The following is a 25,585-nucleotide window of genomic DNA, read 5'->3' as shown; positions in this document are numbered from 1 at the left end:
CAGCCAGGAGTGGCAGCAAGGCTAGGAGCCAATCACCGGATGGAAAGGATCCAACCACCGCGACATCCGCGGCACCACCAAGCCTCACACTGAGGGAAGGCTAACCGGCGGGGACGACGGAGCCGTCCACGGACGGGGGGCTGGACTTCCCGTCCCGGGCGTACGTCGTCGACCACAGCCATGCGGTCGCCGCGACGACGAGGGCCGCGAGCAGCATGTGGACGACCACGAGCGCCACCGGGAGGCCGGTGCTGTGCTGGACGATGCCGGTCACCGCCGAGGCGATGGTGAGCACGACGAGCGTGCGGACGGCCGCCCGGGCGCCGGCGAGGCGCGGGTCCGCCCCGCGGCCTCGGTGCAGCATGACGGTGACCACGACGAGCACCGCGACGAACACGTAGACGGTCCAGGCGTGGGCGCGCGTGACGGCGATCGGGTCCAGCGCCCACCGGTAGGGGTGGGTGTCGTCCCCGGAGTGGGGCCCGGCGCCCGTGACGACCGTGCCGAGGACCGTCATGAGGGCCGCCAGCGCGAGCAGGGCGGTGACGAGCCGGCGGCCCGTCGTGGTCAGCAGCGTGCGCGGCTCGTGGTCCGGGGAGGCGAGTCGGACCAGGAGGTAGGTGGAGAAGGCGACGAGGCCGAGCGAGACGTACATGTGCAGCCCGACCACGGCGGGGTGCAGGTCGAGGAGCACGGTGATCCCCCCGATGACGCCCTGGATCGCGATCCCCACCAGCGGCCAGACCGCGAGGCGGCGCAGTGCGAGGGGGCGGCTACGGGTCGGCTCGCGCCGCCACACCGCGACGAGCAGGGCGAGCGCGATGACGCCGAGCACCCCGGTCAGCGTGCGGTTCCCGAACTCGATGAAGGCGTGGTAGCCCGTCTCCTCGTGGAAGACCGGGGTGAACGCACCGGGCTCGCACATCGGCCAGGTCGAGCAGCCCAGCCCCGAGCCGGTGACGCGGACGAGCCCGCCGGTGACGATGATGCCGATCTGGGCCACGAGGTTGGCGATCGCCAGCCCCCAGGTGAGCGGGTCCACGAGCGAGCGCCGCCCGAGCGGCCCGGTCGCGGACCCGCCTGCGCCGACCGCCCGCGCATCGTTCGAGACGGGGCCGGGGGTGCTGGTGGGGGGCGCGCTGCTCACCCGCCCAGGGTACGTCCCCGCCGGGTACGGGCGCCGGGCGCGGCGGCAGGCGAGAATCCGCTTGCCACCGCGCCGGCCGCGGATAGGTTCGAGGGATGACGGCACCTCAGCACCCCGGCCCGGGCGGCCAGGTCCGCGCCCCTGCGGTCCCCGGCGTCCCGGTCGACGACTCCGTGGACACCGGCTCCGTGGACACCGGTGACCCGGACGACGCCTTCCGCGGGCTGACCGTCTTCGACCACCTGCGCCCCGACGACGGCGAGCACGTCGGCTACATCGGCATGACCGAGGACGGCCTCTTCGTCCCCTTCGACCGGCTCCACCTCAGGCGGGGCGACGCCATGGAGCTCGCGAAGGCCGAGGAGGTGCTCGAGGAGATCGGCCTGCGGCTCCTCGCCGAGCCCTGGTTCCTGCGCCTCGACGACGGCCAGATGGTGTCCGTACGGGTGGCCGAGCTGCGCCGCGACACGATCGTCGTCGCGCGCGAGCTCGAGGACATCGACGGGGAGGTGGCCAAGGCCCTCGACATGACGGCCGCCATCGAGCTCGCCCTGCCCACGGACCGGCTCACCCAGGACCGGCGCACCTAGGACCACCGCCCGGACGGTGCCGTGCGCTACTCCTCCCAGCGCACCACGCGCGCGGCGAGGACCGGCAGCGCGACCGCCCACACGGCGAGCACGCCGATCGAGCCCCACGCCGGCCCCGCGGCGGTCCCGAGCGAGCGCAGGGACTCCCCGAGGGCGCCGGAGGGCAGCACGTGGAGCACCGGCTGCAGCCAGCCGGGGAACGACGCGACCGGGGCCAGCACGCCGCCGCCGAGGGCCAGCGCGACCCACGCCCCGTTGGCGATCGCCAGGACGGCCTCGGCCCGCAGCGTCCCGCCGACGACGACCCCGAGCCCGGTGAACGCCGCCGTCCCCAGCAGGACGACCAGCGCCCCCAACGGCACCGTGAGCGGCCACGCGCCGAGGTCGGGCCGCCAGCCGAGCGCGAGCGCGACCCCCGCGAGGAGCACCACCTGGACCGCGACGAGCGCGAGGACGGCACCGAGCCGCCCGGCCAGGAGCCCGCGCGGTCCCAGCGGCGTGGTCGCCAGCTGGCGCAGGACGCCCCAGCGTCGGTCGAAGGCGAGCGCGATCGCCACCGAGGGCAGGCCCGCGGCGCTCACGGCGAGCGCGAGCGCGGACCCGAGGGCCGCCGCCTGCGTGCCGCCGCCCGCCCCCGTGGGCAGCTCGACGAGGTCGAGCGTGACCAGACCGACGAGCGTCCCGACCGGCATGAGCAGGGTGAGCAGGAGCTGCTCGCCGTTACGCAGCGTCGTCAGGGTGTCGAAGCGCGCCTGGGCGAGCGCCCGGCGCACCCCCGGGCTCACCTGCGCCCCCGGCGTCGCGGAGTGCCGCGTCGGCGGCGGGCGCCGCCTCCGGCACCACCGCCGTCACCGGCGCCGTCGGCCTCGCCGGAGGCGTCCTCGACGTCGAGCCGCCGCCCGGTCAGCTCGAGGAAGACGTCCTCGAGCGTGCGGCGCCCGGAGACGATCTCGGGCGGACGCCCGCCTGCTCCGGTGTCGCCGCCCGACAGCGTGTCCCAGGCGTGCCCGGCGGCGGCCGCGACGGCGGCGACGTCCTCGGCCGCCGGTCCGCGACGACCCGGGCCCAGCAGCACGCGGGCCGCGAGGTCGCCGCCCCGGCCGCGCCCGGAGGTCGCGCCGGCCAGGTCGGCCCGGCCTACGCGCCCGAGCTCCGCGGCGAGGAGCCCGGCCCAGTCGCCCGCGCCGAGCCCGTCGCCGCTGGTGTCGATCTCCGCACCGCTCGCGGCGCTGGCGGCACCAGGGTCCGCCCCGGCTGCGGTGCTCGCCCCTGCACCGGGCAGCCACACGTCCACCACCGCGTGCCCGGCGAGCGCGTCGGGCGCCCCGGTGGCCACCACCGCGCCGGCGTCGATGACGACGACCTCGTCGGCGAGCTCCTCGGCCTCGTCCATCAGGTGCGTCGTCAGCACGACGGCGACCCCGTCGGCCCGGAGCTCCCGCACGAGCGACCAGGTCTCGCGACGCGAGCGCGGGTCGAGGCCCGCGCTGGGTTCGTCGAGGAAGACGAGCCGGGGGCGGCCGACGACGGCGCAGGCCATCGCGAGGCGCTGCCGCTGGCCGCCCGAGAGCCGGCGCACCGGCGTCGAGGCCGAGTCCGCCAGGTCCAGCCGGCGCAGCAGCGCGTCCGTGTCGAGCGGGTCGTCGTGCATGCGCGCCACGTGCGCGAGCACCTCGCCGGCCCGCGGGGCCATCGGCAGCCCGCCGTCCTGGAGCATGACGCCCACCGCGTGCCGCAGCGGGGCCGCGGAGGAGGGGGCGGCACGGTCGAGGCCGAGCACGCGCACGGATCCGGAGTCGGGGCGGCGCAGCCCCACGCAGCACTCGATCGTCGTGGTCTTGCCGGCGCCGTTGGGGCCGAGGACGGCGGTGACCCGACCGGCCAGGGCCGTGAGGTCGATGCCGTCCGCGGCCACCCGGGAGCCGTAGGACCGGCGCAGGTCGCGCACCTCGAGCGCGGCGGGGGTCGGTGGCACCCGGACAGGCTACGGCGGCGGGGCCGCCTCCCGGCCACGGCACGGCGACGCCGCCACCGCTCGTGGGCTGCGTCACATCCCGCGGCGCGCCGTGCGGTCGCCCGGTCCGCGGGCGGTCCGGCGGGGATCCTGGAGACCCCTCTCGCGGGAGCCGTGCGCCGCTCGTCGGGAGGGCTCGCGACCCCTGCGAGGCGGCGGCCAGGTAAGGCGAACCTTCCTGGACGATCGGGATTTGGCAACGCATACTGTATGTAAATCAGCGGCGCCGTTCGGCGCCCGTCCCCAGGTATCGGACGATCTCGCCCACGACCTGCGACGGCGGCCCCCGGAGCGGCCGGCGCGAACGACGGCACGACGGGAGGAGACGCTCATGACGCAGGCGAACCACCTTCCCCAGCCAGGGATCCCCGCCGGGGGAGAGGACGGCAGCACCCGCGACCGCGTGCTCAGCCTTGTCCTCGAGCAGGGACCGGTATGTGCCGCCGACGTCGCCGAGGAGCTCGAGCTCACCTCCGCTGCCGTGCGCCGCCACATCGGGGCGCTCGAGTCGCAGGGACTCATCGCGGTCCAGCGCAACCCCGGCACCACCACGCCGCGTCGAGGCCGCCCCGCCCGCCACTACGTCGCCACCGACGCCGGGCGCGCGGAGTTCACCGACGCCTACTCCGACCTCGCCGGCCAGGTGCTCGACTTCCTCGTCGAGCAGGTCGGCCCCGAGGCCGCCGACGAGTTCGCCGACCGCCGGGTCGCGGAGTTGGAGAGGCGCTACGCCGCCCAGCTCGAGGGGGCGAGCACGCCGCGCGAGCGGGTCGACGCCCTGGCCCAGGCCCTGACCGCGGACGGCTACGCCGCCACCGTGCGCTCGGTGGGCCGCACCGACCTCGCCGTCCAGCTGTGCCAGGGCCACTGCCCGGTGCAGGACGTCGCCGAGGCCTTCCCCCAGTTGTGCGAGGCCGAGACCCGCGCGTTCTCGCGCCTGCTCGGCGTCCACGTCCAACGACTGGCCACCCTGGCGAGCGGCGGCTACATGTGCACGACCCACGTCCCGCTCGCCCTGCCCGAACGTCAGACCCCCCACCCGACACCGGTCGGCACGGAAGGACATCGATGACCACCACCACGCCTCCCACCCGGGAGCCGATGACGCAGGAAGAGACGATCGCGTCGATCGGCCAGTACGGCTACGGCTGGCACGACTCGGACGAGGCCGGCGCCGCTGCGCGCCGTGGCCTGTCCGAGGACGTCGTGCGCGACATCTCGGACAAGAAGGACGAGCCGGAGTGGATGCGCAAGACCCGGCTCAAGGCGCTGCGGCTCTTCGACCGCAAGCCGATGCCGCAGTGGGGCGCCGACCTCAGCGGCATCGACTTCGACCGCATCAAGTACTTCGTGCGCTCGACCGAGAAGCAGGCCACCAGCTGGGAGGACCTGCCCGAGGACATCAAGAACACCTACGACCGGCTGGGCATCCCCGAGGCGGAGAAGCAGCGCCTGGTCGCCGGTGTGGCCGCGCAGTACGAGTCCGAGGTCGTCTACCACCAGATCCGCGAGGACCTGGAGCAGCAGGGCGTCATCTTCCTCGACACCGACACCGCGCTGAAGGAGCACCCGGAGATCTTCCAGGAGTACTTCGGCACCGTGATCCCCCCGGGGGACAACAAGTTCGCCTCGCTCAACACGGCCGTGTGGTCGGGCGGGTCGTTCGTGTACGTGCCCAAGGGCGTCCACGTCGAGATCCCGCTGCAGGCCTACTTCCGGATCAACACCGAGAACATGGGCCAGTTCGAGCGGACGCTGATCATCGCCGACGAGGGCAGCTACGTGCACTACGTCGAGGGCTGCACCGCCCCGATCTACAAGTCCGACTCGCTGCACAGCGCCGTCGTGGAGATCGTCGTCAAGAAGGACGCCCGCGTCCGCTACACGACGATCCAGAACTGGTCGAACAACGTGTACAACCTCGTGACCAAGCGCTCCACCGTGGAGCAGGGCGGCACGATGGAGTGGATCGACGGCAACATCGGCTCCAAGGTGACGATGAAGTACCCGGCGGTCTACCTCATGGGCGAGCACGCCCGCGGCGAGACCCTGTCCATCGCCTTCGCCGGCGAGGACCAGCACCAGGACACCGGTTCGAAGATGGTGCACCTCGCGCCGCACACCTCGAGCTCGATCGTCTCGAAGTCGGTCGCCCGCGGTGGTGGTCGCGCGTCCTACCGCGGCCTGGTCCAGGTGCTCGAGGGGGCTGCGCACTCGAAGTCCAACGTGCTGTGCGACGCCCTGCTCGTCGACACCGTCTCCCGCTCCGACACCTACCCCTACGTCGACGTCCGCGTCGACGACGTCGAGATGGGCCACGAGGCCACCGTCTCGAAGGTGAGCGAGGACCAGCTGTTCTACCTCATGTCCCGCGGGCTCGAGGAGACGGAGGCCATGGCGATGATCGTCCGCGGCTTCGTCGAGCCCATCGCCCGTGAGCTGCCCATGGAGTACGCCCTGGAGCTCAACCGACTCATCGAGCTGCAGATGGAAGGAAGCGTCGGCTGATGACCGCCACCCCGATCGTCGATCACTCCCGAGCCACCGCCGACGAGGCGCACAGCCACGGGGTCGTCCCCGAGGCCTCGCGCGCCGCCCGTGCGGCGTCGTTCGACCTCGCCGACCTGCCGGTGCCCACCGGCTCCGAGGAGGAGTGGCGGTTCACCCCCGTGGACGCCCTCCAGCAGGTCCTGGCCGCCGAGGCCGGCACCGGCTCGCTCGAGCGGTCCACCACCCTGCCCGACGGCGTCACCCTCACCGAGATCTCGGCCGAGGACGCGCGCGGCCGGACCCGCATCGTGCCCGGTGACCGCCCCGCGGCTGCCGCGATCGAGCACGCCGGCAGCACCGCGCTGGTCACCGTGCCCGCGGGCGCCGAGCTGACCGAACCGGTCATGCTCGAGCTGTCCGGCCAGGGCGTCGACGACCTCGCGTGGGGCAACCTCCTCGTCGAGGTCGGCGCCAACGCCCGCGCGATCGTCGTGCTGCGGCACACCGGCAGCGCCACCTACGGCGAGCGTGTCACCCTCGACGTCGCCGAGGGCGCCCACGTCACGTTCGTCACCCTCCAGGAGTGGGCGGACGACGCGATCCACCTGTCCGAGAACGCGATCCAGGTCGCCAAGGACGCCACCGTCAAGCACGTGGTGGTCACCCTCGGCGGCGAGATCGTCCGCGTCTCGACCACCGCCCGCTTCGAGGGCACCGGCGGTGACCTCGAGCTGCTCGGCCTGTACTTCACCGACTCCGGCCAGCACCAGGAGCACCGCCTGTTCGTCGACCACGCCGTCGAGCGGTGCCGGTCCAACGCCACCTACAAGGGTGCGCTGCAGGGCTCGAGCGCCCACTCGGTGTGGGTGGGCGACGTGCTCATCCGCAAGGCGGCCGAGGGGACGGACACCTACGAGCTCAACCGCAACCTCGTGCTCACGGAGGGTGCGCGCGCCGACTCGGTGCCGAACCTGGAGATCGAGACGGGCGAGATCGAGGGGGCCGGCCACGCCTCGGCGACCGGCCGCTTCGACGACGAGCAGCTCTTCTACCTCCGCTCCCGCGGCGTCCCCGAGGAGGAGGCCCGCCGACTGGTCGTGCGCGGCTTCTTCGCCGAGCTCATCAAGCAGATCGGCGTGCCCGCCGTCGAGGAGGGGCTGACCGCGGCGATCGAGGCCGAGCTCGACCTGACCATGGCGAGGAGCGCGTGACCTACGCACGGGTGGCCTCCGCGGACGAGCTCGCCCCGGGCGACGTCTCGCTCGTGCGGCTGCCCGCCGCCGACGGGACGGTCCGGGCCATCGCGCTCGCCCGCGACGACGACGGCACCTTCCACGCCCTCGACGACACCTGCTCCCACGGGCAGGTCTCGCTCTCCGACGGGGAGATCTTCGACGGGGCGCTCGAGTGCTGGAAGCACGGGTCGGCCTTCGACCTGCGCACCGGCCGCCCCACGACACTGCCCGCCACCGTGCCGGTCACCGTCTACGCCCTCGCCATCGAGGACGGCGACGTGCTGGTCGACCCCGACACCTCCGTCAACGCCGCCTGACCGGCCGCCACAGACAACGTAAAGGAACCCCACATGTCCACCCTGGAGATCAAGAACCTCCACGTGTCCGTCGAGACGACGGACGGCCCGAAGCCGATCCTGCGCGGCGTCGACCTCACGGTCAACAGCGGCGAGATCCACGCCATCATGGGCCCCAACGGCTCCGGCAAGTCCACGCTGGCCTACTCGATCGCCGGTCACCCCAAGTACACCGTCACCGACGGCGAGGTCCTCCTCGACGGCGAGAACATCCTCGAGATGTCCGTCGACGAGCGCGCCCGCGCCGGCATGTTCCTCGCCATGCAGTACCCCGTCGAGGTCCCCGGCGTGACGGTGTCGAACTTCCTGCGCACCGCCAAGACCGCGATCGACGGCGAGGCCCCGGCCCTGCGCAGCTGGGTCTCCGACGTCAACTCGGCCATGGAGCAGCTCCGCATGGACCCGTCGTTCGCCCAGCGCGACGTCAACCACGGCTTCTCCGGCGGCGAGAAGAAGCGCCACGAGATCCTGCAGATGGGCCTGCTGCGTCCCCGCTTCGCCGTGCTCGACGAGACGGACTCCGGCCTGGACGTCGACGCCCTGCGCGTCGTCTCCGAGGGCGTCAACGCCGTCCACTCCGACGTCGGCTCCGGGATCATGCTCATTACGCACTACACGCGGATCCTCAAGTACATCGAGCCCGACTTCGTGCACGTCTTCGTCGACGGCCGGATCGCCGAGGAGGGTGGGCGCGAGCTCGCCGACCGTCTCGAGGCCGAGGGCTACGACCGCTTCAGCCCGGTGGGGGCCTGACCTCTCGATGAGCTCGACCATCGCCGCGTCCGCCGCCGGGAGCACCGCTCCCGGCGGCGGGGCGCGCCCGGACGGCGCGGCGTCCCTCGACGTCGCGGCCGTCCGCGCCGACTTCCCGATCCTGGACCGCACGCTCGCCGAGGACCGCCCGCTGGTCTACCTCGACTCCGGCGCCACCGCGCAGAAGCCGCGCCAGGTGATCGAGGCGGAGAGCCGGTTCTACGCCAGCGCGAACGCGGCCGTGCACCGCGGCGCCCACCAGCTCGCCGACGAGGCCACCCAGCTCTACGAGGCCGCCCGCGCCACGGTGGCCCGCTTCGTCGGCGCCCGCGAGGACGAGATCGTGTGGACGAAGAACGCCACCGAGGGGCTCAACCTCGTCGCGCACGCGTTCATCAACGCCACCGCCGGCCGCGGCGGGAGCGCCGCCGAGCGGTTCGTCCTGCGCCCCGGCGACGAGATCGTCGTCACCGAGGCCGAGCACCACGCCAACCTCGTGCCCTGGCAGGAGGTCGCCGCCCACACGGGTGCGCGCCTGCGGTGGATCGGCCTGACCGACGACGGCCGCCTCGACCTGGACACCCTCGACGTCATCGGCGAGCGCACCCGGGTCGTCGCTCTCGCCCACGCCCAGAACGTCACCGGCGTCATCAACCCGGTGACGACGGTGCTCGACCGGGCACGGGAGGTCGGGGCGCTGACCGTCCTCGACGCGTGCCAGTCGGTGCCGCACCTGCCGGTCGACCTCGGCGCCCTCGGCGTGGACCTGGCCGCCTTCTCCGGGCACAAGATGCTCGGCCCCACCGGCGTCGGTGCCCTCTACGGGCGCCGCGAGGTCCTCGAGCTCATGCCGCCGTTCCTCACGGGCGGCTCCATGGTCGAGATCGTCACCATGGAGACCACCACCTTCATGCCGCCGCCCGCCCGCTTCGAGGCCGGCTCGCAGATGATCGCCCAGGCCGTGGGCATGGCCGCGGCCGCCGACTACCTCGACGGGCTCGGGATGGTGGCCGTCGCCGCGCACGAGGCCGAGATGGCCGCGCTGCTGCTCGACGCCGTCCGCGGCGTGCCCGGGGTGCGGCTGCTGGGCCCCGACTCGACCGAGGACCGGCTCGCGACCGTCGCCTTCGACGTCGACGGTGTCCACCCGCACGACGTCGGGCAGGTGCTCGACGTCGCCGGGGTCGCGGTGCGCGTCGGTCACCACTGCGCCCAGCCCCTGCACCGCCGGCTCGGCGTGCACGCCTCGACCCGCGCCTCGGCCGGGCCGTACACGAGCGCCGAGGACGTGGCCGCCTTCGCGGACGCCCTGGCCACCGTGCGTCCCTTCTTCCGGCTGGAGGACTGACATGACCTCTCCGATGGAGCAGCTCTACCAGCAGGTCATCCTCGACCACGCCCGCGAGCGGCACGGCGACGGCCTCCTCGACCCCTTCGACGGCGAGTCCTTCCAGGTCAACCCGACCTGTGGCGACCAGGTCCGGCTGCGCGTGCGGCTGGGGAATGCCGAGGGCTCGCCGGTCGTTGAACAGATCGGGTGGGACGGCCACGGCTGCTCGATCTCGCAGGCCTCGATCTCGGTGATGACCGACCTCGCCACCGGCAAGGACGTGACCACCGTGGACGGGTTGCACGAGACCTTCCGCGAGCTCATGCACAACCGGGGCGAGGAGCTCGACCCGGAGCGATCGGACCAGCTCGGCGACGCATCCGCGTTCGTCGGTGTGGCCAAGTTCCACGCACGCATCAAGTGCGCCCTGCTGGGCTGGATGGCCCTGCGGGACGCGCTCGCCCAGGCACTGACCCAGGAGGACGCATGAGCGAGACGACCGACGCCCCGGGCACCCCGGAGGCGCAGACCTACACCGGCGAGATGGCCGCACCGGCCCCGGCCGGCCCGACCGCGACGCTCGCCGCCGACGTCGAGGAGGCGATGCGCGACGTCATCGACCCCGAGCTCGGCATCAACGTCGTCGACCTCGGCCTCGTCTACGGCATCACCGTGGACCAGTCGAACCACGCGAGCATCGACATGACGCTGACCTCCGCGGCCTGCCCGCTGACCGACGTCATCGAGGACCAGACCGCCATGGCGCTGGACGGGCTCGTCACCGAGCACCGCATCAACTGGGTGTGGCTGCCGCCGTGGGGCCCGGACAAGATCACCGGCGAGGGCCGCGAGCAGCTGCGCGCCCTCGGCTTCAACGTCTGACACCCGCCGTCACCACCTGCCCGTACCCCCGTCGAGGGTCCGGCGGGTGAGCGTCGAGAGCGAGGTTCGGGCCGGTACCCACGGGTGCCGGCCCGTTGGCATGCCCGGGGGCGGTTCCCGACACGCCTGACCTGGTGCGGGACACGCGGCGCGGTTCCTTCGACCCCGCCAGAACTCCCCTCGAACCGCCGCACGGGCATCGAGGTGGGTCCGTAGCGTCGACGTCGTGGCCGTCACACCGGCGGTCGAGGACAGCGCCTCACGGGCGACAGTCAGTGACGGAGAGGGGACACCGACCATGACTCGGACCATGACCGCACCCGCGACCGGCGGCCGCGCCGCCCGAAGGTTCTCGTGCACCGCGATGCTTGCCGCCGCGGCGCTGACCGTCGCCGCGTGCAGCCAGGATCCGGAGGCGGGGACCGGCGGGGACGGCGCGAACGTCCAGGCGCCTCAGGCCCCCGAGGGGCCGAGCCCCGAGGCGCCGTCGGCTGCGGAGGACGCCGCCGGTTCCGCGAGCGATGAGCCCGCGGACGACGGCTCGGACGCCGCCGCCCCCGAGGCGCCGGCCGACGCCGGCGAGCTGCGGGTGGTCGGCGTCGAGGGCGCCGAGCTCGAGCCGGGCTGGACGAGCACGATCGATCTCACCGCACCGGTGGACGAGGAGGTCCCGGTGGCCACCATCCCGCTCGAGGGCATCGAGCACGAGGACGGCACCGTCGGGACGAACGACGTGTTCGCAGCAGGGCCGGGCGGGCAGCCCCTCGCCTGGAGCCAGACCCCGGACGACGTCACGCTCGTCCAGTACGGCTCGGACGGTTCCGCCGAGGAGCTGGAGTACACGCTCGAGGCGGAGACCGACATCGGACGGGCCGAGCCGGCCGACATGATGTCCGACGTCGAGGGCAACCGCGTGCTGTGGACCGCCGTCTCCGACAGCGGCGCACGCCTCATGTCGCTCGACGTCGACGGGGGTACCGCCACCGAGATCGCCTCCACGGACGACGGGCCGCTCGGCGAGACGATCGTGGGCGTCACCGACGCCGGCATCGTCACGGCCGACGAGGCGGGCGCCCTGTACCTGACGACCGAGGGGGAGCGCACCACCGAGTTGGGAGTCACGGCCGCGCAGCCCGAGGGCGAGGGGGCCGCCACCGTCCGGCCCGCGGCGGCGGACGAGGACATCCTGCTGACGACCAGCGTCGAGGACGGCGCCGTCGTCGTCGAGTCGCGCAACCTCGCGGGCGAGGCCGAGCCGATCGTGCTCGCCACGATCGAGGGGACTGACGCCACCGCTGCCGACATCACGTACGAGGACGGCAGCGCCGTGGTCTCCGTCTTCAGCGGGAGCACCGCCGAGCACGCGGTGGTCCTCGACCCGTCGTCCGGCACGTTGGAGGGCACCATCTCGGCCCCCGGCACCTCGATCTCCGGCGTGGTCCAGCAGAGCCAGGTCGCGGCGGACCAGAGCCGTTCGGTCTGGGTCGCGGCCGCCACCCCGGGTGGCGAGGTCGAGCCGCAGGCGGTCGACGGCGGCCTGTTCGCCGTCTCCTTCGAGGACGGCTCGGTGCTGCGGTACGGCGGGGAGCCGGCCTCCCTCGCGGACGGCTCGGGCGGCCAGCTGCTCACCAGGCAGGGACTGGGCCAACCGGGTGACGGCGCGACCGTCCGGGTGCCGGTGCAGTAGCGCCAGGTCCTGCCCGGGCGGACGATGAACGGGTGGGCCCGCGACCGTCCTCGGTCGCGGGCCCCGCCGTCCGTCGGTGGATCAGAGCTGGGCGGCGGAGAAGGTGTCGCAGTCCGCCATGGACCCGTTCTCGTAGCCGACGGTGAACCAATGCATCCGCTGCTCGGAGGAGCCGTGCGTCCACGTCTCCGGGTCGACCTCCTGGCCCGCCCCGGACTGGATCCGGTCGTCGCCGACGGCCGAGGCGGCGTCGAGGGCGTCCTGGATCTCCTCACTTGTGGGCTCGACGAGCATCGGCTCCCCGGTCTCCTCCTGCGGCACCTGCGAGGCGTGGGCCACCCACATCCCCGCGTAGCAGTCGGCCTGCAGCTCGAGGCGCACGCCGTCGGACTCCGGCCCGGTGTCGGAGCGGTTCGCCGTCGCCATCACCCCGGTCTCGTTCTGCACGTGGTGGCCGTACTCGTGGGCGAGGATGTACATCTGCGCCAGCGGCGCGTTCTCGGCACCGAGCTGGGTCTCGAGCTGGTCGAAGAAGCCGGTGTCGATGTACGCCGTCTCGTCGGGCGGGCAGTAGAACGGCCCGACGGCGGAGGTCGCCGCGCCGCAGCCGGTGTCCACGCCCTGCTCGAAGAGGATGAACTCCGGACGCCGGTGCTCCATGTCGGCCTGCTCGACCAGCGTGACGTCCCAGACGTCGTGCAGGGAGCCCCAGGTGAGCACCATCCGGCAGTCGACGTCGGTGTTGGCGTCCGCCCCCGTGCACTCGCCGAGGGTCTCCTCCTCGGCCGGCGCGCCCCCGCCACCGCCGGTGAGCCCGGACAGGTCCTGCCCGGTGAGCAGGTAGATCACCAGCGCGACGATGGCGAGCCCGCCGCCGCCCGCCGCGATCGTGCCGCCGCCGCGCCCGCGCCGGCGGCGCACGCCCTCGCCGGAGCCGCTGCCGCTGGCCGAGTCCCGAAACGTCACGAGGATCTCCTTGTCCGTCGCTCACGCACCGCCTGCCGCGCCGGTGCGCCGGGCGCCCCGCGGCGCCTGAGCGAACAGTAGCCACCCATCGCCCCCGGCGGCCTGTGGACCGGAGCGCGGGGGAGGCGGACGCACCCGGTGCGTGGGGTCCGCCACCGCCCGGTGTTATCCGCTTCGGGCCGAGGCCGGGGCGACGTAGCATCGACGACGGCCCGGCACACCGGTGCCCGTCGTACCGAAAGGCCCCCATGATCACCGCCCGCGACGTCTCGGTGTCCATCGGCGCCCGCGAGCTCCTCCACTCGGCGTCCTTCCGCATCGACGCCGGCATGAAGATCGGTCTCGTCGGACGCAACGGCGCAGGGAAGACCACCCTGACCAAGATCCTCGCCGGCGCCGACGCCACCAGCGAGACCATCGTGCACACCGGGGACATCACCCGTTCCGGCACGGTCGGCTACCTCCCGCAGGACCCGCGCACCGGCGATCTCGACGTCCTGGCCCGCGACCGCGTGCTCTCCGCCCGCGGCATCGACACCCTGCTGGGCCGCCTGCGCCGCGCGGAGCGCGAGATGGGCGACCTCGACAACCCCACGAAGGCTGCCAAGGCCACCGAGCGCTACGTCCGTCTCGACGCCGAGTTCGAGGCGCTCGGCGGCTGGGCCGCCGAGTCCGAGGCCGCGGCGATGACCTCGGCGCTGGCGCTGCCCACCCGCGTCCTCGACCAGCCGCTGCACACCCTCTCGGGCGGTCAGCGCCGCCGCGTCGAGCTGGCCCGCATCCTCTTCTCCGGGGCGGACACCCTGCTGCTCGACGAGCCGACCAACCACCTCGACCACGACTCGATCGTCTGGCTGCGCGAGCACCTGAAGAGCTACCAGGGCGGGTTCGTCGTCATCTCCCACGACGTCGAGCTGCTGCGCGAGACCGTCAACACCGTGTGGCACCTCGACGCCAACCGGGGCGAGCTCGACACCTACAACCTCGGCTGGGACGCCTACCTGCGCCAGCGTGAGCTCGACGAGAAGCGCCGCCGCCGCGAGCGTGCCAACGCCGAGAAGAAGGCCTCCACGCTGCTGGCCCAGGCGGACAAGATGCGCGCCAAGGCCACCAAGGCGGTCGCCGCGCAGAACATGATCCGCCGTGCCGAACGGCTCACCGCCGGCCTGGAGGAGACCCGGCAGAAGGACCGGGTCGCCGCCCTGCGCTTCCCCGACCCCGCGCCCTGCGGGCGCACGCCGCTCACCGCGAAGGACCTGTCGAAGTCCTACGGCTCGCTCGAGGTGTTCACGGGCGTCGACCTGGCGATCGACCGCGGCTCGAAGGTCGTCATCCTCGGCCTCAACGGTGCGGGCAAGACGACGCTGCTGCGGATCCTCGGCGGAGTCGAGGAGCCCGACACCGGCGAGGTCGTCCCCGGACACGGCCTGAAGATCGGCTACTACGCCCAGGAGCACGAGACCCTGGACACCGAGCGGACGGTCGTGGAGAACCTGCGCAGCTCCGCCCCCGACCTCACCGACACCCAGGTGCGCTCCGTGCTGGGCTCCTTCCTCTTCTCCGGGGCCGACGCCGACAAGCCCGCCGGGGTGCTCTCGGGCGGGGAGAAGACGCGACTCGCCCTGGCGGTGCTCGTCGTCTCCTCGGCCAACGTCCTGCTCCTCGACGAGCCGACGAACAACCTCGACCCAGCCTCGCGCGAGGAGATCCTCGGCGCGCTGTCGACCTTCACCGGCGCCGTCGTGCTGGTCACCCACGACGAGGGCGCCGTCGAGTCGCTCAGCCCCGAGCGGGTGCTCCTCCTGCCCGACGGCGACGAGGACCTGTGGTCGGCCGACTACCTCGAGCTCGTCACGCTGGCCTGAGGTCCCTCGGCCGGGGCCTCGGCGCCCGCCCCGTCCTCGGCGTCGAGCCGGGTGTCCGACTCCTCGGCCTCGGCGGCGTCGAGCCAGGCGTCCTCCTCCTCGGCGTCGGTGGCGCGCCGGCCCGGCCGGCGGGAGAGCTCGCCCCCGCGGGCGTACGGCGTGCCGGCGAGGAGCTCCTCGTCGGCCTCGTCGAGCTCCCGGCGGGCCAGCAGCGGCACGATGAGCAGCGCCCCGACGGCGAAGATCCACCACTGGAAGGCGTAGGAGAGGTGGTTGCCGAGCGAGACGTCGGGTTCCGGCAGCGCGCCCAGGGAGCCGGGGGAGGCGGGTTCCTCCGCCAGCAGCTCGCCGAAGCCTGCGACGACGGTGCCGCCGCCGGCCGCCAGCTCGGCGACGGCGGCGCCCGGCTCCGGCAGCGCCGCCAGCGAGGCGCGCAGCGCGTCCTCCTCGATCGAGTACAGCCAGCCCGCCGCCGGCTCGCGGTCGGAGCCGAGCTCGGCGGGCCGCAGGCGCAGCGTGACGGTGACCTCGCCCTCGGTCGGCGCCGGGAGCTCGGCCGGCGTCATGTCCACCCGGGCCGGCAGCCAGCCGCGGTCGACGGGCACGACCGAGGGGCGACCGTCCAGCTCGGTGGCCAGCAGGTCGACGACGTGCACCGCAGGCGTCCCGTCGACGGGCCGGTTGCGCAGGCCGAGCGTGGCGCCCTGGACCCACTCGCCGGTGAGGGTGACCTGCCGCCAGGTGTCGTCCTCGTCGACGACGAGGTCGCCGAGCAGCTCCCCGCCCTCGACCGGTGCGGCGGCCTCCGCCGCGGCGACCGCGTCGCGGCGCTCGACCTTCTCCTGGTGCCGGTCGAGCTGCCAGGTGCCCAGCCAGACGCAGGCCATCGCCGCGAGGATGCAGCCCACCACGAGCCCCATCCAGCGGGGCTCGCGCAGGAAGGACAGGCGCCCCCGGGGCGCCCCCGCCGCGCTCATCGCAGGAACTCCCCGGGCCGGACCGTGTAGGTCGGCACCCGTCGGCCCGGTGCCGGGCCCGACCCGTCCGCGCCACCGGCACCGCCGTCGCCGCCCGCCGCGCCGGCCCCGCCGTCGAGCGTGACGACGTCCTGGCCGGCGCGCTCGGCGGCGGTCGCCCCACCGCCCTCCCGGCCGGCGTTGGCCACGAGCACCGCCAGCAGGGGAGCGACCAGCGCGAGAGCGATGCAGAGCCACCACCAGGCGCGCGGGACGACGGCCAGGGAGGCCAGGCAGGCCACCCGCAGCCCCATGAGCAGCCAGTACCCGCGCATCCGCCCACCGAGATCCTCGGACAGGCCGGGCGCGGCGCGGGTGATGCTCACCGGACGCCGGCGCCGGACCGGGCGCCACCGACCGCCCGCGCGCCGCGAGACGTGCGCGGCGGGGGCGGCGGGGGAACGCCGGACCCTGGTCATCCGACCAGGCTACGCCGCGACCGCGCGCGGGGCCCGGACGGGTCGCCGACCGAACCCCCGGGATGCCGTACCTCCCGGATCAGATAGCGTGTCCCGCGTGCGTACGCCAAGCATCGAGGAGATGACGTGACCGCGAGCAACGGGTACGAACCGCGCAGCGTGCTCGTCACCGGCGCCTCCCAGGGCATCGGCGAGGCGATCGCCCAGCGGTTCGTGGCGCTGGGCGACAAGGTCGCGGTGCTCTCGCGGTCGGGCCGCGGACCTGCGGGGACGCTCGCGCTGGCCGGTGACGTGGCCAGCACCGAGGACGTCGACGCGGCCTTCGCCCGGGCCGAGGAGGAGCACGGCCCGGTCGAGGTGGTCGTGGCCAACGCGGGCATCACCCGCGACCAGCTGCTCATGCGGATGAGCGACGACGACTTTGACGCGGTCCTGCAGACCAACCTCGGCGGCGCCTTCAAGGTCTCCCGCCGTGCGGCCAAGGGCATGATCCGCCTGCGCCGCGGACGGATCGTCCTCGTCTCCTCGGTCATCGGCCTCTACGGCGGCCCCGGCCAGGTCAACTACTCCGCCGCCAAGGCCGGCCTGGTGGGCATGGCCCGCTCGATCACGCGCGAGCTCGGCAAGCGGTCGATCACCGCGAACGTCGTCGCCCCCGGCTTCATCGACACCGAGATGACCCGGGTGCTGCCCGAGGAGCAGCAGAAGACCTACCTCGGGGCGATCCCCGCCGGTCGCTTCGGTGCGATCGACGACGTCGCCGGGGTGGTGGAGTTCCTCGCCTCGCCGGCGGCCGGCTACATCTCCGGCGCGGTGGTCCCCGTCGACGGCGGCCTGGGCATGGGGCACTGACCTTCGCGAAAGACGGCCGCGACGCCCCCGCGACGCGGCCCGGACGAGACGAGAAGAGGACACAGATGGGACTGATGGAGGGCAAGACGGTGCTCGTCACCGGCGTCCTGAAGAACAACTCCATCGCCTTCCACGTGGCGCGCCTGGCGCAGGAGCAGGGCGCCACGGTCGTGCTGACCTCCTTCGGGCGGCAGATGCGACTGACCGAGGTCACCTCCCGGCGCCTGCCCACCGAGGCGCCCGTGGTGCAGCTGGACGTGACCGACGCCGATGACCTCGCCGCGCTCGAGTCACGCGTGCGCGAGCACGTGGACCACCTCGACGCCGTCGTCCACTCCATCGGCTTCGCCCCCCAGTCCGTCATGGGCGGGAACTTCCTCGAGGCGCAGTGGGCCGACGTTGCCACCGCCCTGGAGGTCTCGGCCTACTCGCTGAAGTCGCTGGCGGTGGCCGCGAAGCCGCTGATGTCGCCCGGCGCGGGGGTCGTCGGCCTCACCTTCGACGCCCAGTTCGCCTGGCCGGTCTACGACTGGATGGGCGTGGCCAAGGCCGCCTTCGAGTCGACGGCCCGCTACCTCGCCCGCGACCTGGGGCCCGACGGCATCCGGGTCAACCTCGTCGCCGCCGGCCCGGTGCGCACGACCGCGGCCACCTCGATCCCCGGCTTCGAGCAGATGGAGTCCACCTGGGACGAGCGCGCTCCGCTCGGCTGGGACAACCGGGACGCCGAGCCCACGGCGCGCACCGTGCTCGCGCTGTGCTCGGACTGGCTGCCGGCTACGACCGGCGAGATCGTGCACGCGGACGGCGGCGTGCACGCCATGGGTCAGTGATGGCCCGGACGCTGGTCCTCCTGCGGCACGCCAAGGCCGCCCAGAACGGTCGGGCCGGGGACGCCTCTCGGGAGCTGAGCCAGCGCGGCCAGCGCCAGGCGCGGGCGCTGGGCCCGATGCTGGCCGGCGAGGTCGGGCCCTTCGACGTCGCGCTGGTGTCCACCGCCGCCCGGGCGGCGTCGACCGCGAGCCTGGTCGCCGAGGGCGTCGAGGTGCGCGAGCGGCGCGACGAGCCGGCGATCTACCAGCTCGCCGCGCGCGGCCTGCTCGACCTCGTGCACGAGACCGAGGACGAGGTGGGCACGCTGCTGGTCGTCGGCCACGAGCCCGCGATCTCCTCGCTCGCCGCGCACCTGCACGACCAGCGCAGCGACTCCCTCGCGCTGCAGGTCTCCCTCGGGGTCCCCACGGCGACCGCCTGCGTCCTCGACGTCCCTGTGCCGTGGGCGGACCTGGGCAAGCGCGGCGCCCACCTGCGCGCCCTCGTTCGGCCCCAGGTCTGACCCGCCGGCCCGGACGGCCGCACCTCGCCTGGACCGCCGCACGGCGTCGGGACCGTCGCACGCGGCCCGGATCACCGCACCCGGCCCGGGGCCGGCCTCAGACCTCGACGTCGGCCACGCCGGTGAGGGCGAGGACCGTGTCCAGCCGCTCGCTCGTGACGAAGGCGTCCGCCCGCTCGACGACGACCGGCCGGCCCCCGTAGGCGACCCCCAGGCCGGCGACGTCGAGCAGGTCGAGGTCGTTGGCGCCGTCGCCCGCCGCCAGGACCCGGTCCAACCCAACCCCCAGGTCGGCGGCCCACCGCCGCACGCGCGCCGCCTTGGCCGCGCGGTCCACCACCGCGCCGGTCGTGCGCCCGGTCAGGCGCCCGGCCTCGACCTCGAAGCGGTTCGCCGCGACGTGGCGGACGCCGATCGCGGACACCAGTGGGTCGACGACCTCGACGAAGCCGCCCGAGACGACCCCGGTGGGCACCCCCGCGTCGCGGGCCCGAAGGAACATCTCCCGCGCACCGGGGGAGTAGGCGACGTCGGCGCGCACCCGCTCGAGCACCGGTCCCGCCTCCAGGCCCTCGAGCAGGGCGACCCGCCTCGCGAGGGACTCGGCGAAGTCCAGGCCGCCGGACATCGCCGCCTCGGTGACGGCGGCGACCTGGTCGGCCACGCCCGCGTGCTCGGCCACCAGGTCGATGACCTCCACGGCGAAGAGCGTGGAGTCGACGTCGGTGACGATGAGGCCGGGACCGCGTTCGGCCATCGCCCCGGTGGTCACCGCGACGTCGACGCCGAGCGCCGTGGCCGGGCCGCGCAGCTCGTCACGCAGGGCGAGCGCCGCGGCGGCGAGCGGCGATGCGGGAGCCGGCGCCTCGTCGTCGGACCCGACCGCGGCCGCGTCCGCGGGGTCGGCGACGCGCAGCGCCCAGCCGACCGTGCGCAGCGGACCCAGGGTGCCGTGCGCCTCGGCGACCTCGCCCGCGCGGCCGGCGAGCAGGTCACCCACGTGCGCGACCAGCGAGTCCGGTACCGGGCGGGGGGAGACCAGCGTGACCCGCAGGGCGCTGCCCGGGCCCGGCGGCACGGGCGGGACTGGGACCAGGCCCGCCCCGCCCGCACCCGCGCTCACCGCTGGACCGTCTTCCCCTTGGGGACCACCGTGATGCCGCCGGGGGTGACGGTGAAGCCGCGCGCCCGGTCCTGCTCCTTGTCGACGCCCACCAGCGCGCCCTGCTCGACGACGACGTTCTTGTCGAGGATCGCGTGGCTGACCGTGGCGTGGCGGCCCACCTGCACGCCGTCGAACAGCACGGAGTCACGCACGGAGGACCAGGAGTTCACGCGCACGCCGGGGGAGAGGATCGAACCGACCACCTCGCCGCCGGAGATGATGACACCGGGGGAGATGATGGAGTCCAGCGCGTGGCCGAGCCGCTCCTCGTGGCCGTAGACGAACTTCGCCGGCGCGAGGCCGTGGTAGCCGGTGTGCAGCGGCCACTGGTCGTTGTACAGGTTGAAGACCGGCACGACCGAGATGAGGTCCATGTTGGCCTCGTAGAAGGCGTCCACGGTCCCCACGTCGCGCCAGTAGGCCTTGTCCCGGTCGCTGGCCCCGGGGACCTCGTTGAACGTGAAGTCGTACAGGCCGGCCCGGCCCTCGGCCACGAAACGCGGCACGATGTTGCCGCCCATGTCGTGCTTGGAGCCCTCGTCCTCGGCGTCGGCGTTGACGGCCTCGCGCAGCGCGTCGGCGTTCATCACGTAGTTGCCCATCGAGGCGAGCACCTGGTCGGGCGCATCGGGCAGCCCGACGGCGTCCTTCGGCTTCTCCAGGAAGCTGTCGATCTTGTTGGGGTTCTCCGTCGAGGCCTGGATGATGCCGAACTGGTCGGCGAGCGAGAGCGGCTGACGGATGCCGGCCACCGTCAGCGGGAACCCCGAGGCGACGTGCTGGTCGACCATCTGGGAGAAGTCCATGCGGTAGATGTTGTCCGCGCCGACCACCACGACGATGTCGGGCCGCTCGTCGTCGATGAGGTTGAGGGACTGGTAGATCGCGTCGGCCGAGCCGAGGAACCAGTTCTTGCCCTTGCGCTGCTGGGCGGGCACCGGCGCCACGTAGTTGCCCAGGAGGTTCGACATGCGCCACGTCTGCGTGATGTGCCGGTCCAGGGAGTGCGACTTGTACTGCGTGAGCACCACGATCTTGAGGTACCCGGAGTTGACGATGTTCGACAGGGCGAAGTCGATGAGTCGGTAGGTGCCCCCGAAGGGGACGGCGGGCTTGGCGCGGTCGGCGGTCAGCGGCATGAGCCGCTTACCCTCGCCGCCGGCCAGGACGATCGCGAGCACGCGTGGGGATGGCATGGGGACAGCCTAGGCGCTGCATGTGATCCGCGGCACGTCGTCCCGCACCTCGGCCGCACCGCTCCCGCGGCGCGGACCCCCGTTGCCCGGCGCCGACGATGTCGGCAGAGTGGTCCTGCGCGCTGCCCGCGCGTGCCGCAGCGAGGAGGCATGCCGTGAGAGTCGACCTGGTCACCCGGGAGTACCCGCCCCACATCTACGGCGGTGCGGGGGTGCACGTCGCCGAGCTGGCCCGTGTCCTGCGGCGCAGCGTCGACGTGCGGGTGCACGCCTTCGACGGCCCGCGCGAGGGCGACGGCCCCGGCGGCGTCCCGGTCACCGGGTACGACGAGCCGGCCGAGCTGGCCGGCGCGAACGCCGCCCTGCGCACCTTCGGCGTCGACCTGCAGATCGCCGACCGCCTCGGCGGGACCGACCTCGTGCACTCCCACACCTGGTACGCCAACCTCGCCGGCCACCTCGGTGCCCTCCTGGCGGACGTGCCCCACGTGCTCTCGGCGCACTCCCTGGAGCCGATGCGGCCGTGGAAGGCCGAGCAGCTCGGCGGCGGCTACGCCCTGTCGAGCTGGGCCGAGCGCACCGCCTACGAGGGCGCCGCCGGGGTCATCGCCGTCTCGGGCGGCATGCGCGCCGACATCCTGCGCGCCTACCCGCAGGTCGACGCGGACAAGGTTCACGTCGTGCACAACGGCATCGACCTCGACGAGTGGCGCCGGCCCGAGGGCGAGGAGGGGCAGGCCGCGATCGCCGCCGCCCGCGAACGGTTCGGCATCGACGCCGACCGGCCGGCCGTGGTCTTCGTCGGCCGCATCACCCGCCAGAAGGGGCTGCCGCACCTGCTGCGCGCCGTCGAGCGGCTGCCCGAGGAGGTCCAGGTGGTGCTGTGCGCCGGCGCGCCGGACACCAAGGAGATCGCGGCCGAGGTCTCCGGCGCCGTCGCCGAGCTGTCCGCGCGTCGTTCGGGGATCGTGTGGATCGAGGAGATGCTGCCGCGCCCCGAGCTCGTCGCGGTGCTCGCCGCCTGCGACGTGTTCGTCTGCCCGTCGGTGTACGAGCCGCTGGGCATCGTCAACCTCGAGGCCATGGCCGTCGGGCTCCCGGTGGTCGGCTCCGCCACCGGCGGCATCCCCGAGGTCATCGACGACGGCGTCACCGGCACGCTCGTGCCCATCGACCAGGTGCAGGACGGGACCGGCACGCCCACCGACCCCGAGCGCTTCCAGGCCGACCTCGCCCGCGCGCTGACCGAGCTGGTCACCGACCCCGCCAAGGTGGCGGAGCAGGGTGCTGCGGCCCGACGCCGCGTCGAGGACCACTTCTCCTGGTCCGCGGTCGCCGAGCGCACCATCGAGGTCTACGAACGGGTGCTCGCCGGGCGGTGACCATCGGGCGGGTCGGGCCGCCGCCCCCGCGGTGGCGACCTACGCTGGTGCCCATGGGTGATGTCCTGTCGATGTCCGACGTCCACGTGCGCCGCGGGACGACCACGATCCTTGACGGCGTCGACTGGTCGGTCGACGACGCGCAGCGCTGGGTCGTCGTCGGCCCCAACGGCGCCGGCAAGACGACGCTCGTCTCGCTGCTCGTCGGTCAGATGTTCCCGACCCGTGGGACCGTCTCGGTCATCGGGGAGCGGCTCGGCCGCGTCGACGTCGCCGAGCTGCGCCAGGTCGTCGGCTTCGCCTCCTCGGCCACCGAGGGGCGCGTGCACCCCTCGGAGACGGTGCTCGACGTCGTGCTCACCGGCGCCTACGGGATCCAGGGCCGCTGGCGCGAGAGCTACGAGCAGCTCGACACCGGCCGCGCACGCGCCCTGCTGACCTACGTCGGCATGAAGGACCTGCGCGAGCGCACCTTCGGGACCCTGTCGACCGGTGAGCGCAAGCGCGTCCAGATCGCCCGCGCGCTCATGCCCGACCCCGAGCTGCTCGTGCTCGACGAGCCTGCCGCCGGCATGGACCTCGGCGGGCGCGAGGACCTCGTCGCCTCCCTGGCCCGCCTCGCGCGCGACCCGCGCGGCCCGGTGATGATCCTCGTGACCCACCACCTCGAGGAGATCCCGCCCGGCTTCACCCACGCCCTGCTCATGGACGAGGGACGGGCGGTCGCCGCCGGCCCGATCGACGAGGTGCTCACCACCGAGGCGCTGTCCGACCTCTACCGCATGCCGCTGAGCCTGGACGTCCGGGAGGGCAGGTACTTCTCCCGCCGGGCGTCCACCGACGCCTAGGTAGACTGGGGCCACCTACTCGTCTGGAGGTCCGGCCATGTGGTGGATCTGGCTCGTCACCGCGATCGGGCTGGGCATCGTGGAGATGCTCACCGTCGACCTCATCTTCCTCATGCTGGCCGGCGGCGCGGCCGCCGGCTCGCTCGTCGCCCTCACGGGTGCACCGATCTGGGTGCAGGCGCTCGTCGCGGCGCTCGTCGCGCTCGTCCTGCTGGCCGTCGTGCGGCCCTGGGTCAAGGAGATGCTGCGGCGCTCGACGCCCGACACCCCGATGAACGTGCGCGGCCTCGTCGGCCAGGTTGCGCAGACCCTGACCGAGGTCACCGACCGCGGCGGCCGGGTCAAGCTCAACGGCGAGGAGTGGTCCGCCCGGACCGCGCCCGGCGTGCTGCCCCGTCCGGTCGGGGAGGACGTGCGGGTGGTCGAGATCGACGGTGCCTTCGCCGTCGTCGCCCCGCTCGACGTCGAGGCCGACCCCTACGGCACGGCCCCGCCGTCCGACCGGACCTGGTCCCCGTCCCCGTACGGCGCGACCGGGCAGGCACCACCCCAGTACGGGCCCGGCGCGCCGGGCCACCCCGGCCCCGGCCGTTAGCCGAACCCGCCGCCGAGCCGGCGGTACCCGCGGTCCACCCGGACCATCGACCCTGCAACGGAGAACGCATTGGACGGCATCACACAGTGGATCATCCTGGGCGTCATCGTCATCGCGGTGGTGGTGATCCTCAGCAAGGCGGTCGTCATCGTGCCGCAGGCCGGCGCCCTGATCGTCGAGCGGCTGGGCAAGTACCACTCGACGATGTTCGCCGGATTCCACGTACTCATCCCCTTCTTCGACAAGGTGCGTGCGCGCGTCGACCTGCGTGAGCAGGTCGTCTCCTTCGCCCCGCAGCCCGTCATCACGTCGGACAACCTCGTCGTCTCCATCGACACCGTCATCTACTTCCAGGTGACCGAGCCCGGGGCGGCGGTCTACGAGATCGCCAACTACATCACCGGTATCGAGCAGCTGACCGTGACCACGCTGCGCAACGTCATCGGCTCGATGGACCTCGAGCAGACGCTGACCAGCCGCGACCAGATCAACGGCCAGCTGCGCGGGGTCCTCGACGAGGCCACGGGCCGCTGGGGCATCCGCGTCAACCGCGTCGAGCTGAAGTCCATCGACCCGCCCCAGTCCGTCCAGGGCGCGATGGAGGCGCAGATGCGCGCCGAGCGCGACCGCCGTGCCGCGATCCTCACGGCCGAGGGTGTCAAGCAGTCCGCGATCCTCACCGCCGAGGGTGAGAAGCAGTCGGCCATCCTGCGGGCCGAGGGTGAGGCGCAGTCCGCGGTCCTCAAGGCCCAGGGTGAGTCCCGCGCGATCCACGAGGTCTTCGAGGCGATCCACTCCGCCGACGCCAACGACAAGGTGCTCTCCTACCAGTACCTGCAGACGCTGCCGGAGATCGCCAAGACCCAGTCGAACAAGATGTGGTTCATCCCCACCGAGGTCACCGGCGCGATGGCGTCGCTGGCCGGTGCGTTCGGCCCCGACGACGGCGGCTCCGGCGGCGGATTCTCCGCACCGAAGCCTCCGCGTGCGCCGCGCCGCGAGAGCGGCGAGCGCAAGGCCGGTGCGCCGGACACGGCCTTCCAGACCCCGAGCCTCCAGGACCCCGAGGAGGCGCTGCGCGCGGCCCGCGCCGAGGTCGCCTCCGCGGAGAACGTGGCCAGCGAGGAGGGCGGGACCAGCGGCGGCCGTCGATCGCGGGGAACCACCCAGCCGCCGGCGAGCTCTCCCGAGGGCGGGCCGAGCGCCGCGTCGGCGGGTTCGGCGCCGACCGGTTCGGCGCCCACCGGGCCGCAGCGTCCCGGTCCCGCCCGACCGGCCGGTCCGGCCACCGGCCCCGGGCACCCCCCGGGGCAGACCCGCGCCTGGAACCCGGGCGGGACGCCCGGCACCGGCCCGTCCCAGGGCTGACCCGCACGGGGACCACCTCACTCACGCCGGGGCCCGCCGACGCAGCAGCGTCGGCGGGCCCCGGCGTCCTTCGTCCCGGCCGGCCCCGTGCGT

General features: G+C 73.6%; 26 protein-coding genes. 18 read left to right on the top strand and 8 right to left on the bottom strand.

All coding sequences use genetic code 11. The features are described from left to right. Window positions 1–100: 100 nt before the first annotated feature. Complete coding sequence (locus AC3D3D_RS02655; protein WP_463662326.1) at window positions 101–1,147, bottom strand: COX15/CtaA family protein; 1,047 nt, start codon at window positions 1,145–1,147, stop codon at window positions 101–103. A 95-nt stretch (window positions 1,148–1,242) separates the two neighbouring features. On the opposite strand from AC3D3D_RS02655, the gene AC3D3D_RS02650 reads away from it, so the two are divergent. Beyond that, on the top strand, window positions 1,243–1,737 hold the full coding sequence (locus tag AC3D3D_RS02650) for a serine/threonine protein phosphatase (RefSeq protein ID WP_463662325.1): 495 nt from the start codon (window positions 1,243–1,245) through the stop codon (window positions 1,735–1,737). A 26-nt stretch (window positions 1,738–1,763) separates the two neighbouring features. On the opposite strand, the gene AC3D3D_RS02645 is transcribed toward AC3D3D_RS02650, so the two are convergent. Both AC3D3D_RS02645 and AC3D3D_RS02640 read right to left on the bottom strand, forming a co-directional pair. Then, a complete protein-coding gene (locus AC3D3D_RS02645) occupies window positions 1,764–2,522 on the bottom strand; it encodes an ABC transporter permease (RefSeq protein ID WP_463662324.1) in 759 nt (252 codons plus the stop codon). After that, on the bottom strand, window positions 2,519–3,712 hold the full coding sequence (locus AC3D3D_RS02640) for an ABC transporter ATP-binding protein (RefSeq protein WP_463662323.1): 1,194 nt from the start codon (window positions 3,710–3,712) through the stop codon (window positions 2,519–2,521). Before AC3D3D_RS02640 ends, AC3D3D_RS02645 begins: the two co-directional genes overlap by 4 nt. Before the next feature lie 370 nt (window positions 3,713–4,082). Here AC3D3D_RS02640 and AC3D3D_RS02635 point away from each other — a divergent pair, with 370 nt between their 5' ends. The 9 genes from AC3D3D_RS02635 (at window position 4,083) to AC3D3D_RS02595 (ending at window position 12,484) form a co-directional block, all read left to right on the top strand. After that, window positions 4,083–4,823, top strand: coding sequence for a helix-turn-helix transcriptional regulator (locus AC3D3D_RS02635; protein ID WP_463662322.1), 741 nt, complete (start codon window positions 4,083–4,085; stop codon window positions 4,821–4,823). Beyond that, on the top strand, window positions 4,820–6,259 hold the full coding sequence (gene sufB / locus AC3D3D_RS02630) for a Fe-S cluster assembly protein SufB (protein ID WP_463662321.1): 1,440 nt from the start codon (window positions 4,820–4,822) through the stop codon (window positions 6,257–6,259). Before AC3D3D_RS02635 ends, sufB begins: the two co-directional genes overlap by 4 nt. Continuing rightward, on the top strand, window positions 6,259–7,452 hold the full coding sequence (gene sufD / locus AC3D3D_RS02625; protein WP_463662320.1) for a Fe-S cluster assembly protein SufD: 1,194 nt from the start codon (window positions 6,259–6,261) through the stop codon (window positions 7,450–7,452). Before sufB ends, sufD begins: the two co-directional genes overlap by 1 nt. Then, complete coding sequence (locus AC3D3D_RS02620; RefSeq protein ID WP_463662319.1) at window positions 7,449–7,793, top strand: non-heme iron oxygenase ferredoxin subunit; 345 nt, start codon at window positions 7,449–7,451, stop codon at window positions 7,791–7,793. The genes sufD and AC3D3D_RS02620 overlap by 4 nt, the downstream gene beginning before the upstream one ends. A 33-nt stretch (window positions 7,794–7,826) precedes the next feature. Beyond that, window positions 7,827–8,585, top strand: a complete 759-nt coding sequence (gene sufC, locus AC3D3D_RS02615) for a Fe-S cluster assembly ATPase SufC (RefSeq protein WP_463662318.1) — start codon at window positions 7,827–7,829, stop codon at window positions 8,583–8,585. A gap of 7 nt (window positions 8,586–8,592) precedes the next feature. After that, window positions 8,593–9,933, top strand: a complete 1,341-nt coding sequence (locus tag AC3D3D_RS02610; RefSeq protein WP_463662317.1) for a SufS family cysteine desulfurase — start codon at window positions 8,593–8,595, stop codon at window positions 9,931–9,933. 1 nt (window position 9,934) lies between these two features. Continuing rightward, window positions 9,935–10,405 carry a Fe-S cluster assembly sulfur transfer protein SufU gene (gene sufU / locus AC3D3D_RS02605; protein ID WP_463662316.1) on the top strand — a complete coding sequence of 157 codons (471 nt, stop codon included), beginning with the start codon at window positions 9,935–9,937 and terminating at the stop codon, window positions 10,403–10,405. Next, window positions 10,402–10,797 (top strand): metal-sulfur cluster assembly factor, encoded by a 396-nt coding sequence (locus AC3D3D_RS02600; protein ID WP_463662315.1) that lies wholly within the window; start codon window positions 10,402–10,404, stop codon window positions 10,795–10,797. The genes sufU and AC3D3D_RS02600 overlap by 4 nt, the downstream gene beginning before the upstream one ends. A gap of 310 nt (window positions 10,798–11,107) precedes the next feature. Next, entirely contained in the window at window positions 11,108–12,484 is a 1,377-nt protein-coding gene (locus AC3D3D_RS02595; protein WP_463662314.1) for a hypothetical protein, read from the top strand. A gap of 81 nt (window positions 12,485–12,565) precedes the next feature. Here the strand turns inward: AC3D3D_RS02595 and ypfJ are convergent, their stop codons facing one another. Then, window positions 12,566–13,450 (bottom strand): KPN_02809 family neutral zinc metallopeptidase, encoded by an 885-nt coding sequence (ypfJ, locus tag AC3D3D_RS02590; RefSeq protein ID WP_463662313.1) that lies wholly within the window; start codon window positions 13,448–13,450, stop codon window positions 12,566–12,568. A gap of 248 nt (window positions 13,451–13,698) precedes the next feature. On the opposite strand from ypfJ, the gene abc-f reads away from it, so the two are divergent. Beyond that, the gene (gene abc-f, locus AC3D3D_RS02585) at window positions 13,699–15,315 is read left to right on the top strand and encodes a ribosomal protection-like ABC-F family protein (RefSeq protein WP_463662312.1); all 1,617 of its coding nucleotides are present in this window, start codon (window positions 13,699–13,701) and stop codon (window positions 15,313–15,315) included. On the opposite strand, the gene AC3D3D_RS02580 is transcribed toward abc-f, so the two are convergent. Both AC3D3D_RS02580 and AC3D3D_RS02575 read right to left on the bottom strand, forming a co-directional pair. Continuing rightward, window positions 15,288–16,292, bottom strand: coding sequence for an SURF1 family protein (locus AC3D3D_RS02580; protein ID WP_463662311.1), 1,005 nt, complete (start codon window positions 16,290–16,292; stop codon window positions 15,288–15,290). The genes abc-f and AC3D3D_RS02580 overlap by 28 nt on opposite strands. Next, the gene (locus AC3D3D_RS02575; protein WP_463662310.1) at window positions 16,289–16,750 is read right to left on the bottom strand and encodes a DUF3099 domain-containing protein; all 462 of its coding nucleotides are present in this window, start codon (window positions 16,748–16,750) and stop codon (window positions 16,289–16,291) included. Before AC3D3D_RS02575 ends, AC3D3D_RS02580 begins: the two co-directional genes overlap by 4 nt. 126 nt (window positions 16,751–16,876) lie before the next feature. On the opposite strand from AC3D3D_RS02575, the gene fabG reads away from it, so the two are divergent. The 3 genes from fabG (at window position 16,877) to AC3D3D_RS02560 (ending at window position 18,938) form a co-directional block, all read left to right on the top strand. Further along, a complete protein-coding gene (fabG, locus tag AC3D3D_RS02570; RefSeq protein WP_463662309.1) occupies window positions 16,877–17,602 on the top strand; it encodes a 3-oxoacyl-ACP reductase FabG in 726 nt (241 codons plus the stop codon). Between the two features lie 65 nt (window positions 17,603–17,667). Next, window positions 17,668–18,435 (top strand): enoyl-ACP reductase FabI, encoded by a 768-nt coding sequence (gene fabI / locus AC3D3D_RS02565; RefSeq protein WP_463662308.1) that lies wholly within the window; start codon window positions 17,668–17,670, stop codon window positions 18,433–18,435. Next, the gene (locus tag AC3D3D_RS02560; protein ID WP_463662307.1) at window positions 18,435–18,938 is read left to right on the top strand and encodes a SixA phosphatase family protein; all 504 of its coding nucleotides are present in this window, start codon (window positions 18,435–18,437) and stop codon (window positions 18,936–18,938) included. Before fabI ends, AC3D3D_RS02560 begins: the two co-directional genes overlap by 1 nt. 97 nt (window positions 18,939–19,035) lie before the next feature. Here the strand turns inward: AC3D3D_RS02560 and serB are convergent, their stop codons facing one another. Together serB and glgC are read right to left on the bottom strand one after the other, a co-directional pair. After that, on the bottom strand, window positions 19,036–20,061 hold the full coding sequence (gene serB / locus AC3D3D_RS02555; protein WP_463662306.1) for a phosphoserine phosphatase SerB: 1,026 nt from the start codon (window positions 20,059–20,061) through the stop codon (window positions 19,036–19,038). Then, a complete protein-coding gene (glgC, locus tag AC3D3D_RS02550) occupies window positions 20,058–21,299 on the bottom strand; it encodes a glucose-1-phosphate adenylyltransferase (protein ID WP_463662305.1) in 1,242 nt (413 codons plus the stop codon). The genes serB and glgC overlap by 4 nt, the downstream gene beginning before the upstream one ends. Before the next feature lie 155 nt (window positions 21,300–21,454). Here glgC and glgA point away from each other — a divergent pair, with 155 nt between their 5' ends. From glgA to AC3D3D_RS02530, 4 genes are all read left to right on the top strand, one after another. After that, window positions 21,455–22,681, top strand: a complete 1,227-nt coding sequence (gene glgA / locus AC3D3D_RS02545) for a glycogen synthase (protein ID WP_463662304.1) — start codon at window positions 21,455–21,457, stop codon at window positions 22,679–22,681. A 53-nt stretch (window positions 22,682–22,734) separates the two neighbouring features. Then, a complete protein-coding gene (locus AC3D3D_RS02540; RefSeq protein WP_463662303.1) occupies window positions 22,735–23,529 on the top strand; it encodes an ABC transporter ATP-binding protein in 795 nt (264 codons plus the stop codon). A gap of 37 nt (window positions 23,530–23,566) precedes the next feature. Beyond that, entirely contained in the window at window positions 23,567–24,124 is a 558-nt protein-coding gene (locus AC3D3D_RS02535; RefSeq protein WP_463662302.1) for an NfeD family protein, read from the top strand. A gap of 69 nt (window positions 24,125–24,193) precedes the next feature. Next, window positions 24,194–25,492 (top strand): SPFH domain-containing protein, encoded by a 1,299-nt coding sequence (locus AC3D3D_RS02530; RefSeq protein WP_488512332.1) that lies wholly within the window; start codon window positions 24,194–24,196, stop codon window positions 25,490–25,492. The last annotated feature ends 93 nt before the right edge of the window (window positions 25,493–25,585 follow it).

This window comes from Georgenia sp. X1117 (assembly GCF_057784635.1).
The sequence above is the reverse complement of the archived record's forward strand: the minus strand, read 5'-3'. Positions and strand labels throughout refer to the sequence as shown.